The organism is Chryseobacterium sp. AC417 (assembly GCF_979258215.1).
The window spans coordinates 1-16,521 of the sequence record NZ_OZ409845.1; the positions used below are offsets into that span (position 1 = coordinate 1).

17 protein-coding genes and 2 pseudogenes are annotated in these 16,521 nt (G+C 34.2%); 8 read left to right on the plus strand and 11 right to left on the minus strand.

All coding sequences use genetic code 11. From position 1 onward, the window contains the following. A pseudogene (locus ACZZ9T_RS00005) lies at window positions 1-174 on the plus strand (HU family DNA-binding protein); the annotation flags it as partial. Window positions 175-338: 164 nt separating this feature from the next. Here ACZZ9T_RS00005 and ACZZ9T_RS00010 read toward each other — a convergent pair. After that, the gene (locus tag ACZZ9T_RS00010; protein WP_463442966.1) at window positions 339-764 is read right to left on the minus strand and encodes a pyridoxal 5'-phosphate synthase; all 426 of its coding nucleotides are present in this window, start codon (window positions 762-764) and stop codon (window positions 339-341) included. Continuing rightward, window positions 664-993, minus strand: coding sequence for a pyridoxamine 5'-phosphate oxidase family protein (locus ACZZ9T_RS00015; protein WP_463440408.1), 330 nt, complete (start codon window positions 991-993; stop codon window positions 664-666). Before ACZZ9T_RS00015 ends, ACZZ9T_RS00010 begins: the two co-directional genes overlap by 101 nt. 24 nt (window positions 994-1,017) lie before the next feature. Between ACZZ9T_RS00015 and ACZZ9T_RS00020 the strand changes: the two are divergent. Then, window positions 1,018-1,567, plus strand: a pseudogene (locus ACZZ9T_RS00020) (YqgE/AlgH family protein). A gap of 104 nt (window positions 1,568-1,671) precedes the next feature. Next, entirely contained in the window at window positions 1,672-2,289 is a 618-nt protein-coding gene (locus ACZZ9T_RS00025) for an N-acetylmuramoyl-L-alanine amidase family protein (RefSeq protein ID WP_463440409.1), read from the plus strand. Window positions 2,290-2,332: 43 nt separating this feature from the next. Here the strand turns inward: ACZZ9T_RS00025 and ACZZ9T_RS00030 are convergent, their stop codons facing one another. The 9 genes from ACZZ9T_RS00030 to ACZZ9T_RS00070 all read right to left on the minus strand — a co-directional run bounded on the left by ACZZ9T_RS00030 (window position 2,333) and on the right by ACZZ9T_RS00070 (window position 13,077). After that, window positions 2,333-3,148 carry an aminotransferase class IV gene (locus ACZZ9T_RS00030; RefSeq protein WP_463440410.1) on the minus strand — a complete coding sequence of 272 codons (816 nt, stop codon included), beginning with the start codon at window positions 3,146-3,148 and terminating at the stop codon, window positions 2,333-2,335. Window positions 3,149-3,225: 77 nt separating this feature from the next. Further along, complete coding sequence (locus ACZZ9T_RS00035; protein ID WP_300355011.1) at window positions 3,226-3,612, minus strand: START-like domain-containing protein; 387 nt, start codon at window positions 3,610-3,612, stop codon at window positions 3,226-3,228. A gap of 203 nt (window positions 3,613-3,815) precedes the next feature. Continuing rightward, window positions 3,816-4,991, minus strand: coding sequence for an aspartate aminotransferase family protein (locus ACZZ9T_RS00040; protein ID WP_463440411.1), 1,176 nt, complete (start codon window positions 4,989-4,991; stop codon window positions 3,816-3,818). A 106-nt stretch (window positions 4,992-5,097) separates the two neighbouring features. Further along, on the minus strand, window positions 5,098-6,834 hold the full coding sequence (locus ACZZ9T_RS00045; protein WP_463440412.1) for an OstA-like protein: 1,737 nt from the start codon (window positions 6,832-6,834) through the stop codon (window positions 5,098-5,100). Window positions 6,835-6,837: 3 nt separating this feature from the next. Further along, the gene (locus ACZZ9T_RS00050) at window positions 6,838-7,311 is read right to left on the minus strand and encodes a transcriptional repressor (protein WP_314494890.1); all 474 of its coding nucleotides are present in this window, start codon (window positions 7,309-7,311) and stop codon (window positions 6,838-6,840) included. Between the two features lie 77 nt (window positions 7,312-7,388). Further along, entirely contained in the window at window positions 7,389-9,380 is a 1,992-nt protein-coding gene (locus tag ACZZ9T_RS00055) for a KUP/HAK/KT family potassium transporter (RefSeq protein WP_463440413.1), read from the minus strand. Between the two features lie 108 nt (window positions 9,381-9,488). Beyond that, a complete protein-coding gene (locus tag ACZZ9T_RS00060) occupies window positions 9,489-10,472 on the minus strand; it encodes a pyruvate dehydrogenase complex E1 component subunit beta (protein WP_463429415.1) in 984 nt (327 codons plus the stop codon). A gap of 109 nt (window positions 10,473-10,581) precedes the next feature. Continuing rightward, a complete protein-coding gene (locus tag ACZZ9T_RS00065; protein WP_463429416.1) occupies window positions 10,582-11,001 on the minus strand; it encodes a DUF2147 domain-containing protein in 420 nt (139 codons plus the stop codon). Window positions 11,002-11,148: 147 nt separating this feature from the next. Further along, window positions 11,149-13,077, minus strand: coding sequence for an LTA synthase family protein (locus ACZZ9T_RS00070; RefSeq protein WP_463440414.1), 1,929 nt, complete (start codon window positions 13,075-13,077; stop codon window positions 11,149-11,151). Window positions 13,078-13,204: 127 nt separating this feature from the next. Here ACZZ9T_RS00070 and ACZZ9T_RS00075 point away from each other — a divergent pair, with 127 nt between their 5' ends. The 5 genes from ACZZ9T_RS00075 to ACZZ9T_RS00095 all read left to right on the plus strand — a co-directional run bounded on the left by ACZZ9T_RS00075 (window position 13,205) and on the right by ACZZ9T_RS00095 (window position 16,518). Further along, a complete protein-coding gene (locus ACZZ9T_RS00075; protein WP_463440415.1) occupies window positions 13,205-13,918 on the plus strand; it encodes a CDP-alcohol phosphatidyltransferase family protein in 714 nt (237 codons plus the stop codon). Window positions 13,919-13,992: 74 nt separating this feature from the next. Continuing rightward, window positions 13,993-14,757, plus strand: a complete 765-nt coding sequence (locus ACZZ9T_RS00080; RefSeq protein WP_463440416.1) for an exonuclease domain-containing protein — start codon at window positions 13,993-13,995, stop codon at window positions 14,755-14,757. Window positions 14,758-14,760: 3 nt separating this feature from the next. Further along, window positions 14,761-15,162, plus strand: coding sequence for a putative signal transducing protein (locus ACZZ9T_RS00085; protein ID WP_463429420.1), 402 nt, complete (start codon window positions 14,761-14,763; stop codon window positions 15,160-15,162). Between the two features lie 249 nt (window positions 15,163-15,411). Continuing rightward, window positions 15,412-16,017 (plus strand): fumarylacetoacetate hydrolase family protein, encoded by a 606-nt coding sequence (locus ACZZ9T_RS00090; protein WP_463429421.1) that lies wholly within the window; start codon window positions 15,412-15,414, stop codon window positions 16,015-16,017. 63 nt (window positions 16,018-16,080) lie between these two features. Further along, on the plus strand, window positions 16,081-16,518 hold the full coding sequence (locus ACZZ9T_RS00095; RefSeq protein ID WP_463440417.1) for a universal stress protein: 438 nt from the start codon (window positions 16,081-16,083) through the stop codon (window positions 16,516-16,518). Window positions 16,519-16,521 lie beyond the last annotated feature (3 nt).

Sequence of the window (16,521 nt, forward strand, 5' to 3'; positions counted from 1 at the left end):
AGTACCAAGTTTCTCTGGTAGGTTTCGGTACTTTTTCCAGTATCTGAAAGAGCTGCGAGACAAGGTATCAACCCTGCAACTAAAAAACCAATCAAGATTGCTGCTAAAACAGTAGCAAAATTCAAAGCTGGTGCTGATTTGGCAACTGCCGTATCTGGAGTTAAGAAAAAATAATCACCCGATTATAAAAAATACAACCTCATCTTTTGATGAGGTTTTTTTTTGTTTGTACAAATACTATGAATGTATTTTAGGATTTTATAAATAGTCCAATCTATTCTACTCGTATTGAGATTTTAAATTATTCATCTTTTGTTTCTCAGAAATTCGAACTTTCACTAAAGAAAAATTATGGAGCAAGTCGGGAAACTTCCCAAATCCAAATCCTTTAATGAATAAATAATTCTGTCATGCAATCTATTAGGTCTTCCCTGCCAAAATTCTATTTCATAAGGTTTTGCAATATAACCGCCCCAGTTATCAGGTCTTGGAACTTCAGAATTTTCAAACTTTGTTTCCAGTTCTTTTAATTTAACTTCTAAAAATTCTCTATTTGGGATCACTTCACTTTGTGGAGAAACCGCTGCTCCCAATTGGCTTCCTTTTGGTCGGGAATGAAAATAGCCGTCGCTTAAGTTTTCTGCAATTTTCCCCAAATCAGCTTTAATGATGATTTGTCTTTCCAAAGCCGGCCAAGAAAAAATGCAAACAGGCTTTGTGTGTTTTTTCAATTGCTTTGCCCTTCCGGCTGTCATAATTGGTATAAAAGATAAAACCTTCGTATGTATATTCTTTAAGCAAAACCATTCTTGTTCTGGGGCAACCGTCATCTTCTAAGGTAGAAACTGCCATCGCATTGGCTTCAGAAACAGCTGGATTTACAGAAGCTTCCAAAAACCAATCTCTGAACTGCTCAATAGGATTCTCTTTAATCTCACTTTCAATAAGTTGAGATTTTTCATAGATTTTTCTCTTATCGTGAAGGTTTTCCATAAATAATTTTTATTAAATTTGAGTATGAATTACTCATACAAAGGTAAAATATTAATTTCCACACCTGATATTTCCGGAGATATTTTTTCCAGAATCGGTGGTGCTTATCATAGAACATGATGAAAATTCAGCTTTTGGATTGATTTTGAATAAGAAAAATTCAAAAATGAGTAACAGATTCAAAAACTTTTTCGATTTTAAAATTGAAGTTTACGATGGTGGACCGGTAGAAAATGACAAAGTTTTTTTCATTATAAAAGGTAAGAAAGTATCTGATGTTACTATTGAGATTAATGAAGAATTTTATGTTACAGAAGACATAGAAAAAGTGATCAGTTCAGTGATCAGCAATGAATTATCAATCAACGATGTGAAAATATTCTCAGGCTATTCCGGTTGGGGCGGTATGCAGCTAGATAACGAAATAAAAAACAAATTATGGACCGTAGTAGATGTCTATAATCTCGATTACACACTTCCCAACGATCAGTCACTATGGAAGTCTATCATGCAAAATCTTGGCGGGGAATTTCTGCTTTGGGCAAATACTCCCGATGATATATCGCTGAATTAGTTTATGTTTCACAATGAAGCGATTTAATTTTAACAAATATTTAGTATTCACAACATAATTTTAGAATACTTTTCACGTTCTTAGATGAATTAAACAAATGAACTATGAAAGCAATTAAACTGTTATTTTTATTAATTGCATCTTCAGCAATACTCTCTTTCTCGCCTAGCCATAAAAAAATAATTGTTATTGATGCCGGACATGGCGGAAATGATATGGGTGCCACTTATAAAGGCGTTTCTGAAAAGCAAATCGTCTTAGGAATTGCTTCAAAAATCAAAGAACTGAACAAGTCTCAGGATAATTATGAAATCGTTCTTACACGAGATTCTGATTCTTCCCCTACCTTACGTGAAAGAACAGACATAATCAACAAACTGAATCCTGAAATGGTTATCTCACTTCACGTCAACAGAAGTCCTGCAAAAGAGTCAGAGAGAATGGGACATGAGATCTTCACTCAAAATTCTGATGCTTCTAAAGCTTTGGCTGAAAAAATTTCAAAAAAATTGGGAGTATGCGATAGTAAAGAAATGAATCTTCATATTTTGAGAGAATCAAAAGCTCCGTCAGTAGTGGTAGAATTGGGGTTTATCAATAATACAAAAGATCGGGAATATCTGAGCAGTGAAAACGGACAGAAAGAAGTTGCCCAAAAATTCATCGAAATTATTTACGAAAAAATAAGAAAAAAATACTCTTTTCTGATTGTATCAGAATAAAACCCGGTAAAGGACGTAACAGTTGTTTACCGGGTTTGTCAATTTAATTTGAAAAACTATTCTTCCAGCCTTTTACTAATTCTAAAAAGCGCAAGTTTTCAAATGTTTTATTTCTAATTTTTCCTACTGAGAAAATTCCTTTTTCGTCTGAAATCATCAGAATTTCTTCAGCCTTTTGAGATTCAAAAGCAATAATCTCATGCTCCTGAATATCTGCTAAATTATTTTTGTGCAAAAATGTAACAAAATTTTCCAACAATGGCGAAATGTAAGCACCTTCAGAATGTTTCGGAACTTTAATGATATTCCCTTCTAAAAACAAAAGATTTCCTGAAACAGAACGTGCAATTCTCTTGTTTGGATTTAATAGTATCACATCATCAAGATCATTTTCCTGTGCGTAAATTGCAGCATAAATATTTTCCGGACAATGTACTCTGATATTGCTCAAAAGATTATTATTGACGTTAATTTCCTTGATTAAATCTAATTCTAAAGGACGCTGATGTAAATTTAAAACATCATCCAATTCTTTAACCTCAAAGAAATAGGCAATGGATGACTTTGAGAGTGTGATATCATCATAATTTCTGTAAACCAAAAAATCAATAATTCCGTTTTTCACTTCTTTTTGCAGAATAACTTTTTCATGAAAAAGATTCTGAAAAAACTCCAGGGTATACGTTAAGGGAATATTCATTCGCATTTTCCGCATGGAAGCCATCAGGAAGAAGTAGCATTCTTCATCCATAATGAGTTGAGAATTTCTTACAAAAAATGAAACTTTGACCGCATCTCCCAAAAGAAATGCTCTGTTTTTCAATTCAAGCTCTTCTGAAGTAAAATATGTATTATCCAAAATATGATTATTTATAAAAAAATAATGAACGATAAATCGTCCATCAGTTTTACCATTAAGTCAGTACCGCTTAAGAATTAAGCTGCACCTAATTTTATTCTAAGGTTTTCAATCAGATTTTCCCAGTACAAAGCATTTTCTTCTTCGTCACCTTCTTCACAAAAATCTGTAATATTTAAAGCCAAATCTTCTGTAATATCATCAATCGTAATCGTCATTTCAAAGAAGTTTTTAGTACCTTCATCTTCTTCCCATCTGAAACGCACGAAACTTTCAGGCTTGTATCTGATCAAAGTTGCTTTTTCTTCAGAACCTCCACCCCAACTAAAATAGAAATCGTCACCTTTCTCTATTACATCATCTGCAAACCACTCGGATAATCCCTCAGCACTAGCCAAATATTCGTACAAAATCTCTGAGAGACAATGCATTGGGAATTCGTAATGGACTTTATGTTTCGCCATATAACTTATTTTTAACGTCACGCAATATATAAATTAATTTTTTTATTACACAAAAAACTAAATAGATTTTTAAGCAATATCAATGATATTTATCACAAAAATAAATTTATTTCATTTGATCTCAATTTTTGTTTCAAAATTTGTACTGATCATTAAAAAACCTCTTTCTTGAAGAGGTTTTGCTATATATCATAAAGTGATTTTCAGTTTTCATTTAAGACGTCAAGAATGATCTGACATCCTTCAGCAATTTCGTCTTTAGAAATTGTCAACGGAGGAGAAATTCTCAGATATTCATTTCTATACAGTTGCCAGAAAACGATTAATCCTTTTTCCATGCATCTTTTGGCTACATCTAAAGTAAATTCCGGTGTTCCGAGGTTGACAGCAAGCATCAAACCTTTTCCGTTTATATTTTTAATTTTTGGGTGTATCAGCAGTTTTCTGAACAACTCTTCTTTTTCAGCAATTTCATTCATCAATCCGCTTTCTAAAACTTCCTTTAAAGTTGCATGAGAAGCTGCCGCAATCAAAGGATTTCCTCCGAAAGTCGTGATATGACCTAATTTTGGCGAATGAGACAAAGTTTCCATAATTTTTTTCGAACTCATAAAAGCTCCTACCGGAACTCCACCCCCCATTCCTTTTCCCATCACCATAATATCAGGCACAATTCCGAAATGTTCAAACGCAAACAATTTTCCTGTTCTTCCGAAGCCCGGCTGAATTTCATCTAAAATCAAAAGTGCTCCTACTTCTTCGCATCTCTTTTTTAGTTTGATTAAATAATTATCATCAGGAACTAAAAATCCTGCTGCTCCCTGAATGGTCTCAAGAATTACACAAGCAGTTTTTTGTGTGATTTTATCAAGATCATTTTCATTATTAAATTCAATAAAAGAAACCATTGGCAACAACGGACGAAATTCTCTTTTATGAAATTCATTTCCGGAAACGCTTAACGCTCCATGCGTATTTCCGTGATAAGAGTTTTTGAAAGAAACAATTTCTTCTCTGCCGGTATATCTTTTGGCCAGTTTTAAACTTCCGTCGATAGCTTCTGCCCCACTGTTCACCAAATAAGTAACTTCCAATGGTTCGGGCGTTGCTTCAGCCAACAATTTGCACAATTCTACAGGTTTTTCCTGAGCATACTCGCCATATACCATGACGTGAAGATATTTATCTGCCTGTTGTTTGATCGCATTAACAATTTTGGGATGAGAATGACCTAAAGTATTGGCAGAAACTCCCGCAACAAAATCAAGATATTTTCTGCCGTCTTTGCCAAAAATATAGCTTCCTTCTGCTTTTTCTACTTCAAAACCTGCCGCAAACTGCGTGGTTTTTGCCTGATATTTAAAAAAGTCCTGTTGCATTTGTATGGATGAAAAATTTAGGCAAAGCTAAAAAAGATAAGTTGAATTGTAAAACTAATGGACAAGAAAAAAGACCAGCTTTAAAAACTGGTCTTTATATTTTAAATTATTTCCTTACTCTTTTCGGCTTTTTGGCTTCTTCTGCAGCTTTTTGTTTATCGATAATTTCCTGAGCCTGATTGAAGAGTGCATCACCAGACTCGTATTTTATTTCTTCGTAATTTGGAGAGTCGACGAGAATATCTTGCCATTTTCTGATCCTGTCTTTAGTATTCCAATTGAAATCCTGAAATTTCTTTCGATCGGGCCCTATTTTACTCATCGGATAGGTAGATGATAATGCACCAATGCTGCACGATACAATCTGTAAAGCCTGCTCTTCGAAATTGGCATTGATGATTCCGCAGGATGAAAGCGTGATTCCTACCCTTTCTTTTTCTTTGGTTTTTTCGTTAACATCATCTGCATAAGTGATGGATTGGGCATTTCCGATTACCTTTACATCTTTAATGTCTTTACCTTCGTAATAAACAACCATCAATTTGCCTTTCACCTGGTTAAACTCATCTTTCATGTTAAGAGAATCTACTTTACTAATTGCATAACCGTTTCCGATCACTTTGAGAGAGTCTATGTTTTCTGTCTGGGTATTGAAATATGCTTCCACTTTATCACCGGTCACCTGTTTTTCTCCACTCCATAAAATGGGGTTGGTGTACATGTGCATGATGCCGTCGGTTTCGTTAAATGCGATAGAATCTGCTCTTCCCTGTGCATTAGATTTATAAATTCTTGCTTTTTTAAATGCCCGTAAATAACTTTTCTTAACGTTGGCAGAATCTAATTTTTGGTAAGAAAGTATTTTCTCTGATGCAAAATATAGCGAATCTGTTTCCAGAATTTTTACAGCGTAAGGACTTTTGGTCATCATGGCAGAATCTTTCTTTTCAAAAATTTCACCATAACCTCCTTTCAGGTATCTTTTTTCTAAAGGATCATCGAGCGTGACATTTCCTGTAGCCGTCCCGAAGCCACTGAGCTGATTGTAATACATCGCATCGCCCGTAAGAATTTTATCATTGTAATATATCCTTGAGTTCTTATTCAGGAAAGATTCTTTCGTATTGAGATTATGGGTTCCTTTTTCGGTAAAAATTCTATTTTTAGGATTTTTTCGATTGGTAATCGTCGTGGGACCGTTGATGTCAACAACATTGGTATTTTGATTCTGAACGACATTAATTCCATCTAAAATATAATCTTTGTCTTCAATTCTCACATTATCTGATAAGTTAATGGTTCTCAGTGCGAGATTGTAGGTTGCAGATTTTGAATAGGTAGTGCTTTTGCCATCATTTATGGTTCCTCCAGTATTGTAGTACGCCAGATTCGAACCTCTGTCGTAGTACATCGTTTCGGTCTTTATGACTGTTCCTTTAGGATCATTTAAAATCACATTTTTTCTGGCAACCCCTTTTTGAGTATTCCCGTCATACTCCATTTCAGAAGCGGTGATTATCGAGCCGTCCGGATTCTGAAGTTTGGTATTGCCAATTGCTTTAACGAAGTTTTCAGCTTCATATAAAACCACTTCGTCCGCGTATAAGACTGAGCCTTGATGCTCAATAATTACATTACCCACAAGATATTGGTTGCCATCATATTTTGTATCCTTCTTGATCTCATTGGCATTTTTGATACGAACCTTGTTTTCGGGGTTTGATTTTTGTGGCTGATTTTTTACAGGATTCTGCAAAAAAGGATCTCTCTGCACAAGCTTAGGCTGATTTTGTGCAAAAGTGACCGTCGTAAATAAAAGGAATATGAAAAAAAATATTCTCATTGATCAGTCATTCTTTTTGCCATAAAAATACAGCGAATGAGAATCGATTTTCACACCAAAAGCTTCTTCAATTGCTTCTTTAATCCCCTGAATTCTAGGATCGCAAAATTCAATAATCTCTTCAATCTCTTTGTCTGAACCTTTTTTGTAAATCACCAAATGATCATGCTGCTTATCGAAGTATGATTTTTCGTAAGAAGAAGATGTTAATGTTTTCTCACCGAACTGATGCTTACGGATCAATCCTGCATCCAGAAATATCTCAATCGTATTATAGATCGTTGCTTTAGAAACATGATATTTCTTTTGCATCATTAAGAGATATAGATCATCTACATTGAAATGGTGATCCATATTATAGATTTCCTCTAAAATGGTGTATCGTTCCGGTGTGTTTCGAAATCCCTTTTCTAAAAGGTAATTTCTTAAAACATCTTTTATTAAGGTTATATTTTTTTCTTTTTGTAAAGTATCCATTAAAAAATTTATACTACAAATTTATCGATTTTTATTTAAATATAATTATCGCTTCAGAAATCATGACATTGATGTTCTTACAAATTATGACGCAGATAATTAGACTGTTCTATTCTGTTTGCAGAGATCGTTTCTTCCGTTAAAGGAGCAGATTCCACTTCTACATTGTGCATGGTAACTCCCCAAGCCTTAAAATCATCACTACCAATGTACTTCACAAAATTATATAAACTGAGTGTAATTTTCTGTTTCACCGTTAAAAGAATATCATTGATATAGGTGTTATCAATAATCACATATTTCAGATCCGGCGGAATATTGTGTGCCCTTAAAGATGGGTGACTGCTTCGTGAAGGTATTGTGCCTTCTGCCATCATATCTTTCAACACCATATTAAAATAATCATTGATTCTTCTGTCAACCTTGAATCCTAAAAGAAAGTTGACTTTATAGATTGTTCCCGGTAAAATTTCATCTACACTGTATTTGAACGTATAAGGATCTTCCTGGTTGATGATGCTTAATATAAAATAATGATCTGCTCTTTTTGGTTGTTTTTTGATGATAGAATAAATTATTTTAGCCTCAATTTCATCATTTCTTTTTGCACGGCTCAGATAGGCGAGATTCGTACAGTATTTAGGAATCGTTTCATCCAGCTTCATGTCTTTGATAATTGCAACATATTTATCGATTTTAACGAAATTGATAAAGTTGGCTTTGATCATTCTTCCATTATACCATGAGTACATACAGATTGCGATGAATCCTCCCAATACCATAGTCAGCCATCCACCATCCATAAACTTGATGACGTTTGCGTAGAAAAACCCAGATTCTAAGAAAATATAAATTAATCCAAAACCTATGATGAAAAATCTGTTGACACGACTTCGGCTCAACCAATAAATCAACAAAATAGTGGTCATCAGCATCGTAATGGTAATCGTTAAACCATATGCAGCTTCCATTTTGCCGGATTCTTTAAAGAAAATAACGACACCGAAACATAACGCCATCAATCCCCAGTTGATTCTTGGGATATACATCTGACCTTTAATCCCTGAAGGATATTCGATGTGCTGGTTTGGCCAGAATGAAATGGACATTGCCTCAGAAAACATGGTAAACGAACCCGTAATTACCGCCTGGCTTGCAATAATCGCTGCCAAAGTTGCTAAAATCACACCCGGTAAAACTGCCCACTCCGGCATGATTCCGAAGAAAGGATTAACTCCTGTAAATACTTGTTTATAATTCGTTAAAAGCCAAGCTCCCTGACCTAAATAATTTAGAATCAGCATTAATTTAACAAAAATCCAGCTTACTCTGATGTTTTTTGCACCACAATGACCTAAATCTGAATACAATGCTTCCGCTCCCGTTGTACAAAGAAAAACAGCTCCCATGATAACGATTGCGCTCGGTGAGTGAGTAATCAAATTATAAGCGTAAATAGGATTGAATGCTTTTAAAATTTCAAAATTATCAACAATATGAATCGATCCAAAAGCTCCTAATGCGAGAAACCATGTCACCATGATCGGCCCGAAGAGCTTACCAATTGAAGCCGTACCGAATTGCTGAACAACGAATACGATAAATAAAATAAAGATAGTGATAACTACAACCGGGGTTTCAGGATTGTAGATTTTAAGTCCTTCAATGGCTGACATTACCGTTAATGATGGCGTGATAACGCTATCTGCAACCAAAGTTGAAGCACCAATAATTGCAACAACGTAAAGCCATTTTTTCTTGAGCTTTTTTACTAAAGAATAAAGAGCCAGAATACCACCTTCACCCTTATTATCTGCCCGAAGTGCAATAATTACATACTTCAGGGTTGTCTGTAACGTTAAAGTCCAAATGATACATGATAGTGCACCTTCTATATACTGATCAAAAGGCATTGTAGCACCTTCTTCTCGCGCATTCACAATCGCTTTCATTACATAAAGCGGTGAGGTACCAATATCACCGAAAACAATTCCGAGTGAAACAAGAACTCCCACAAATGAAAGTTTTTTAAGATCTAAGTGATGACCTCCTTCTGTAACGTTTGCCATGTCAGCTAATTAATTTTTGAAAGCGCAAATGTATACTAAATTTATGATCCTCAACTCAAATAGTGATGCATTGTATAAATGAAAAAACTTCCTTTCGGAAGTTTTTTTCTATGACTTAATGTACATTGCTTTTTTGATTTCTTCTTTTACTTTTTCAAGTTTCGGGAACCAATCTGCAAATAATGCTGCTGAGTAAGGTGCAGGAGCATCCGGAGTTGTAATTCTTTTAATTGGAGCATCTAAATAATCAAATGCTTTTTGCTGTACCATATAAGTTATTTCTGAAGATACAGAACCAAAAGGCCATGCTTCTTCTAAAATAACCAATCTGTTGGTTTTCTTTACCGAAGCTAAAACAGTATCAAAATCTAAAGGACGAACAGTTCTTAAATCAATCACTTCAACAGAAATACCTTCTTTAGCCATATCTTCAGCTGCCTGAATCGCTAATTTCATGATTTTTCCGAAAGAAACCAAAGTAACATCAGTACCTTCTTTTTTTATCTCTGCTTTTCCTATTGGCAAGTAATATTCTTCCTCAGGAATTTCCATTTTGTCTCCGTACATCTGTTCAGATTCCATGAAAATCACCGGATCGTTATCCTGAATTGCAGTTTTTAATAATCCTTTTGCGTCATATGGGTTTGAAGGTACTACTACTTTAAGACCCGGAACGTTTGCAAACCAGTTTTCGAAAGCCTGAGAGTGCGTTGCACCCAACTGACCTGCAGAAGCTGTAGGACCACGGAAAACAATCGGGCAGTTCCACTGACCACCACTCATCTGACGAATTTTTGCGGCGTTGTTGATAATCTGATCGATCCCAACAAGTGCAAAGTTGAACGTCATATATTCTACAATCGGTCTGTTACCATTCATTGCAGCACCTACGGCGATACCGGTAAAACCAAGCTCTGCAATAGGTGTATCGATTACACGTTTAGCACCAAACTCATCCAGCATTCCTTTAGAAGCTTTGTATGCACCATTGTAATCTGCAACTTCTTCTCCCATTAGAAAAATGGATTCGTCTTTACGCATTTCCTCACTCATTGCCTGCGCAATCACTTCACGAAAAGTATATTCTGCCATATTTATTTGAAAAATTTAGAGTACAAAAATAGTAATTATTTATTATTTACATAACAAAAAAGACAACTCATTGCTGAGTTGCCCTATATTTAATATTATTTTAAACTGATTAGTTGACTTTCTGCCAAACTTGTGTTCTTCCTAAAATTGAAACTCCCATATATCCTCTTACGTTCAGTTTATCACCAGCTTTTGTAATGGTACATTTGTAAGTTTTGCCTGTTTTAGGATCGGTAATAGTACCTCCGGTGAACTCATCACCGTCTTTTGACAGCCCTCTGATAATTTCAAGCCCTACTAATGGTTTCCCTTTTCTGTCGTCTTTACATGCCACACAATTAGGATTTGCTGGTTTCGCTAATAATTGAGAAATTTTGCCGTAATATTTACCATCAGATTTTTTCCAGATTTCAACGATGGATTTTGCCTGTTTGGTCTCATCATCAATGGTTTTCCACTTTCCTTCAATCTGTGCAAATGACATTACGCTGAATAAAGAAAGTACAACTGTTGCTAATAATTTTTTCATTTTATTTTAAGTTTAATTTATTAATAGATAATTAATTTGTTCAATAGTTAAAAATAGAAATAATTTTTAAACATGCAACAATTTTTATTATCCGTAGCATATATAACAATAGAGAGACCATTTTTTTAAATTAAACACTTATAAAAATTAATTCAGCTTTCTGTTCATTATTCGGTTCATATAATCCTGATACCAAGCTTTGGCAATCAGCTTTCCTTTTTCTGTTTCGGTAGTTTTTAATTTACCGTTTAAATTATTTTCAAATCCTAAATCGCTTTTATCGTAAATTCCAGTAATATCTTTACCATCAAAACGGTACATGTAATTCCCGATAATAAACTGCTCAGATGAGCCATCTGAATTAACAATTAAAGGAGCATATTTTTTCTCACTCAGCAAACTTCTTCCCCAGCTTCTGATTTTTTTATTGTAACCAATTAAATCCGCTAAAGTGGGGTAAATATCAATTTGCTGTGCCACTTCATTATTTGTACCTTTTAAATTGAATTTAGAATTTGGCGAATAAAAAATCAACGGTACTGCAAAACGGTTCATTGCTTTTTCATATTCCGGGTAATAAATCTGATTGGGATGATCTCCTGTGAAAACAAATATCGTATTATTGAACCATGGCTGTTTTTTCGCCGTTTCAAAATACTTTTTGATTGAATAGTCAGTGTACTGCATCGGCTGATGCATTTCTACATTTCCTTTTTTGAACTTCCCATTATATTTCTCAGGAATTTTAAACGGATGGTGTGACGAAGCCGTAAAAACAGTTGCCATAAAAGGTTTTGTTTTCCCTGTATTTTTAGCAAAATACTGAAGGAACGGCTCGTCCCAAATAGCCCAGATTCCGTCAAAATCTTCGTTATGATTGTATTCATCTTTCCCGAAATAATGTTTAAACCCAAGAATATTTCCAAAGCCTAAAAATCCCATCGATCCATTCGGTGCGCCGTGGTAAAACGACGTATCATACCCCATATCATTACAAACCGAAACAATCGACTGTATTTTCTGATTAGAATAAGGCGAACTCGTAAATGCATCTGTGAGGCTCGGAATTCCTGCCAAAATACTGCTCATCCCATGAATCGACTGCCTTCCGTTGGCAAAAGTATTGGGGAAGATTAAACTTTCATTTGCCAGACTGTCAATAAAAGGGGTGTAAGAAACATAATCTTTAATATTTTTATCTTTATTAAATGCTCCTGAATATTCTCTTCCGAAAGATTCTACAATAAAAATAACGACGTTCGGTTTATCCTCAACCTGTCTGTCGTAAATTTTATAAGGCTGAATATTTTCGTTGATAAATTTCTCATCAACAAAATGAACTTCTTTGAAATTGTTGCTTCCCAAGGTTCTGAAAAACGAAAATGTACTGTTCAAAACTACATTTCCCTGAAGTGGCGTTTTCACAAATTTATTAGCGTCAACCAGATTAATTGGTCTTGTACTGTGTTTAAAGTCACCCCGAATTCCACCTACAATCAAAACCGCAGAAAGACATATCGTCAAAACCGATAAAATAAAATAAGGGATTAATTGAGCAGGTTTTCTTTCATGAATTTTAAATCTTTTGTAAAGAAAAATCCACAATGCCATCAATGCAAAAAACCAAAAGATCACAAAAGGATGTTCTTTTGTAGATACTGTAAACACTTTTAAAATATTCGATTCATGTTTTGTCACCTGAAAAGCGGCTGAAGTCAATCTTGTCTGTGAAAATTTATAATAAATAAAATCTCCGAAATTCATCGAATACGCAATGCCATTCGTGATAAAATACAGCCAGAAAAGAACTTTCTGATAAACTTTTTTAGTATTAATGATTATAGGAATCAGACTCAACAGAATAAACAGTGAGTTGACATACAGAATCGCAGTAAGGTCAAACGCAATCCCGTGAAAAGCAAGACTCAAATAATCTGCAACACTGTCTATTTTTATTAAATCTTTATTGAAAAACCAAAACAGAAATCTGGCAAACTGATAAAAAACAAAAGCCAAAAAAATCCTGTAACATAAAATCAGGACTTCTTGTTTTCTAAATTCTTTAAAAAATTTCATTTAGGTATTACTATTTTTAAAATTCAAATAATTTATAGTCTGCAAATTTAAGTTAAATTCACAGTATTGTAATTTTTAGTTCACATTAATTAAGGTTAAAATTTTTAAAAAATGTAATTTTGCTCTCATGAATTTCATTAAAAACAATCTGGCAAATGCCATCACACTCGGAAATTTATTTTCATGCTGCGTCGGAGCTGTACATTTGATTAATGGCGATTATCAGACGACTGCCATCTGCATTATTTTATCTTTGATCTTAGATTTTTTTGACGGATTTGTGGCGAGAGCTTTAAAGGCCAATTCCAATTTGGGAACTCAGCTGGATTCCTTGGCAGATATGGTAAGTTTCGGATTGATTCCAGGTTTGACAATGTTTAAAATGCTTGAACCTTTCGGAAACGAACTTTTAGGAATAAATTTTCCTTTTGAAATAAAATATTTTGGATTTTTTATTACACTTTTTTCCTGTTTAAGATTGGCGATTTTTAATTTGGATGAAGACCAGAAATATTATTTTAAAGGATTAAATACACCATCAAATACGATTTTGATTTTTGGATTATTTTATGCTTTTAAAGAAACTCAAAGTTTCGGTTTTCTTTTCGAAAGTGGTTTGTATTTATTGATTTTAACCATAGTTTCTTCATGGCTTCTAATCTCACCCATCAAAATGATTGCGATGAAATTCAAATCGATGAAGTTGCAGGATAATTATCCGAAACTGGCTTTATTAATTGGTGCAATTCTTATTTTAATTATTTTTAAAACTGTAGGAATTCCATTAGTGATTCTCTATTACATTTTTATTTCTCTTATATTCCAGAAACAACTAAAATAGTTATGAGTGTGAGTGATAAGTTAACAATTCTTACAACTCATATTCATAATGCATAACTTATAACTCTTTAAAAAATGAACTTAAAACTACATAAACCACTTTGTGTCTTTGATCTTGAAACGACTGGAACAAATGTCGGGAAAGACAGAATTGTTGAGATTTGCATTCTAAAAGTAAATCCTGATTCTTCAAGAGAAAGCAAAACATGGAAAGTTAATCCGGAAATGCCAATTCCTCTATCTTCAAGTGAAATTCATGGTATTTATGATGAAGATGTAAAAGATGCTCCGACCTTTAAAGAAATTGCATCTAAAGTAGTAGAAATGATTTCTGGCGCAGATTTGGGTGGGTTTAATTCTAATAGATTTGATGTTCCCTTATTGGCTGAAGAATTGCTTCGTGCAGATTTTGATTTTGACTTAAGTAAATTCAAATTGGTAGATGCACAAACGATCTATCATAAAATGGAACCGAGAAATTTGGGCGCAGCTTACCAGTTTTATTGTGGGAAAACTTTAGAAAACGCACATTCGGCAGAAGCTGATGTTTTGGCAACTTTTGAAGTTCTGGATGCTCAGGTGGGAAAATATGATGATGTTCCGAAAGAAATCAATGCATTAAGCGAGTTTAGTTTCCACAATAAAAATGCTGATTTGGCAGGTTTTATAGGACTGAATGATAAAAATACCGAGGTTTTTAATTTCGGAAAATATAAAGGACAAGGCGTGAAAGATGTTTTCAAAAAAGACCTTGGATATTACGGATGGCTTCAGAATGCTGATTTCCCGCTGTACACGAAGAAAGTTTTTACAAAAATTCAGTTATCAAGTAAATTTTAAAATATGAGTGATTTAGTTAAGTTCAAATTTTACGAAACAGCTCTCGAAGCCAACAGAGATAAACAGATCTTAGCTGAAAACGACATTCAGAGCTTTATTGCCAACGAACAGACCATTCAGTCAGATTGGTTATTATCACAGGCTTTAGGCGGAATTCAACTGCAGGTTTTTGAAGATGACTTTCAAAACGCTGAAAAGATTCTCACTGATTATCACGAAAATAATAAATTCTCTTTGGAAGTTGAACACACAGTTGCTGACCCAAAATTTGATTTTGTCTGCCCAAAATGCGGTTCAAACCATATTTACAGAGACGATAGCTCAACAAGTTTTTTTGGAATTTCTTTGATTTCAAGCCACAAATTTGTGTGTTATTATTGTGAGAATGAGTTTACACACGAATAAAAAAAGCATTCTTTGTCATTCTGAAAGAATCTAAATAATGTTTTAAATATACGCTTAGATTCCTCCGGAATGACAAACATATTGTAGAATGTTTAGTCTTGAAAAGAATGACAAAAGTTTAGCCCCGATTGTAGTGGAAATCCTTTTTTGAAAAAAAAAGATTGCAACGGAAAGCGGGAAATAGCTCCTAAAAATATGTTTAACTAAATAAAAAGATTGCTTCGCCTTCGGCTCGCAATGACAAAAATTATGAAAATAATCTGCATAGGAAGAAATTATAGCGAACACGCAAAAGAATTGGGAAATGCAATTCCTGAAAAGCCGGTTATCTTTATGAAACCCGACACAGCAGTTTTAAAAGGAAATGATTTTTATATTCCTGAATTTTCCAATGATGTTCATTATGAACTGGAAGTGGTGGTGAAAATCTCTAAAGGCGGAAAATACATCCAGAAAGAAGTTGCTGATAAGCATTATGACGAAATTGGCTTAGGAATTGATTTTACAGCGAGAGATTTGCAGAGCGACTTAAAATCTAAAGGTCTTCCCTGGGAACTGGCGAAAGGATTTGACGGTTCTGCAGTGGTCGGAAATTTCTTCAAAAAAGAACAGTACAATCTTGAAAATCTACAGTTTTCATTGCTTAAAAACAAGGAAGAAGTACAACATGGAAATTCAAAAGACATGATATTTAAGATTGATGACATCATCGCTTTTGTTTCGCAGTATTTTACTTTAAAAGTGGGTGACCTCATCTTTACCGGTACTCCTGAAGGTGTAGGCAAAGTATCTGAGAACGATATTCTGGAAGCATATCTTGAAGAAGAAAAAGCTTTAGATATCAGAATATTATAAAAATTAACAAGATTTTTTTACAATTTTTACTATCTTTAAGGAGACCAATTTAAAAATGAAAATATGATAAACATAGTATTGCCAGTAGATTTTGGCGAAAAAACAGATCATCTTGTAGACGGAGCAATACAATTTGCAAAGAAGGTGAACGGAAAGATCAATTTGATACACGTTGCACCCACAGACATCGGTTTTGCAATTGGAGATATGGGCTATCAGTATTTTCCTGAAGTGGAAGAAAACGAAATAAGAGAAGAGCTTGTACTACTTAATAAAATTAACCAAAGAATTTTGGCTCAGAATATAGACTGTGAACATATTTTGAAGCAGGGAATCGCTAAAGATATTATTCTGGAATATGCAGATACTAAAAATGCAGACTTCATCGTAATGGGCTCACACGGAAGAAGCGGAATTTATGATGTTTTTGTAGGAAGTCTAACCAAAGGAATTACTAAAAATTCTAAAATCCCTGTTTTGGTTCTGCCAATACACGATTAAGAG

Bases quoted from the DNA above. Each gene is read 5' to 3' on its own strand.
- ACZZ9T_RS00015 (WP_463440408.1), bottom strand. From the start codon at position 993: ATGGAAAACCTTCACGATAAGAGAAAAATCTATGAAAAATCTCAACTT.
- ACZZ9T_RS00025 (WP_463440409.1), top strand. From the start codon at position 1,672: ATGAAAGCAATTAAACTGTTATTTTTATTAATTGCATCTTCAGCAATA.
- ACZZ9T_RS00035 (WP_300355011.1), bottom strand. From the start codon at position 3,612: ATGGCGAAACATAAAGTCCATTACGAATTCCCAATGCATTGTCTCTCA.
- ACZZ9T_RS00040 (WP_463440411.1), bottom strand. From the start codon at position 4,991: ATGCAACAGGACTTTTTTAAATATCAGGCAAAAACCACGCAGTTTGCG.
- ACZZ9T_RS00045 (WP_463440412.1), bottom strand. From the start codon at position 6,834: ATGAGAATATTTTTTTTCATATTCCTTTTATTTACGACGGTCACTTTT.
- ACZZ9T_RS00050 (WP_314494890.1), bottom strand. From the start codon at position 7,311: ATGGATACTTTACAAAAAGAAAAAAATATAACCTTAATAAAAGATGTT.
- ACZZ9T_RS00055 (WP_463440413.1), bottom strand. From the start codon at position 9,380: ATGGCAAACGTTACAGAAGGAGGTCATCACTTAGATCTTAAAAAACTT.
- ACZZ9T_RS00060 (WP_463429415.1), bottom strand. From the start codon at position 10,472: ATGGCAGAATATACTTTTCGTGAAGTGATTGCGCAGGCAATGAGTGAG.
- ACZZ9T_RS00065 (WP_463429416.1), bottom strand. From the start codon at position 11,001: ATGAAAAAATTATTAGCAACAGTTGTACTTTCTTTATTCAGCGTAATG.
- ACZZ9T_RS00070 (WP_463440414.1), bottom strand. From the start codon at position 13,077: ATGAAATTTTTTAAAGAATTTAGAAAACAAGAAGTCCTGATTTTATGT.
- ACZZ9T_RS00075 (WP_463440415.1), top strand. From the start codon at position 13,205: ATGAATTTCATTAAAAACAATCTGGCAAATGCCATCACACTCGGAAAT.
- ACZZ9T_RS00080 (WP_463440416.1), top strand. From the start codon at position 13,993: ATGAACTTAAAACTACATAAACCACTTTGTGTCTTTGATCTTGAAACG.
- ACZZ9T_RS00085 (WP_463429420.1), top strand. From the start codon at position 14,761: ATGAGTGATTTAGTTAAGTTCAAATTTTACGAAACAGCTCTCGAAGCC.
- ACZZ9T_RS00090 (WP_463429421.1), top strand. From the start codon at position 15,412: ATGAAAATAATCTGCATAGGAAGAAATTATAGCGAACACGCAAAAGAA.
- ACZZ9T_RS00095 (WP_463440417.1), top strand. From the start codon at position 16,081: ATGATAAACATAGTATTGCCAGTAGATTTTGGCGAAAAAACAGATCAT.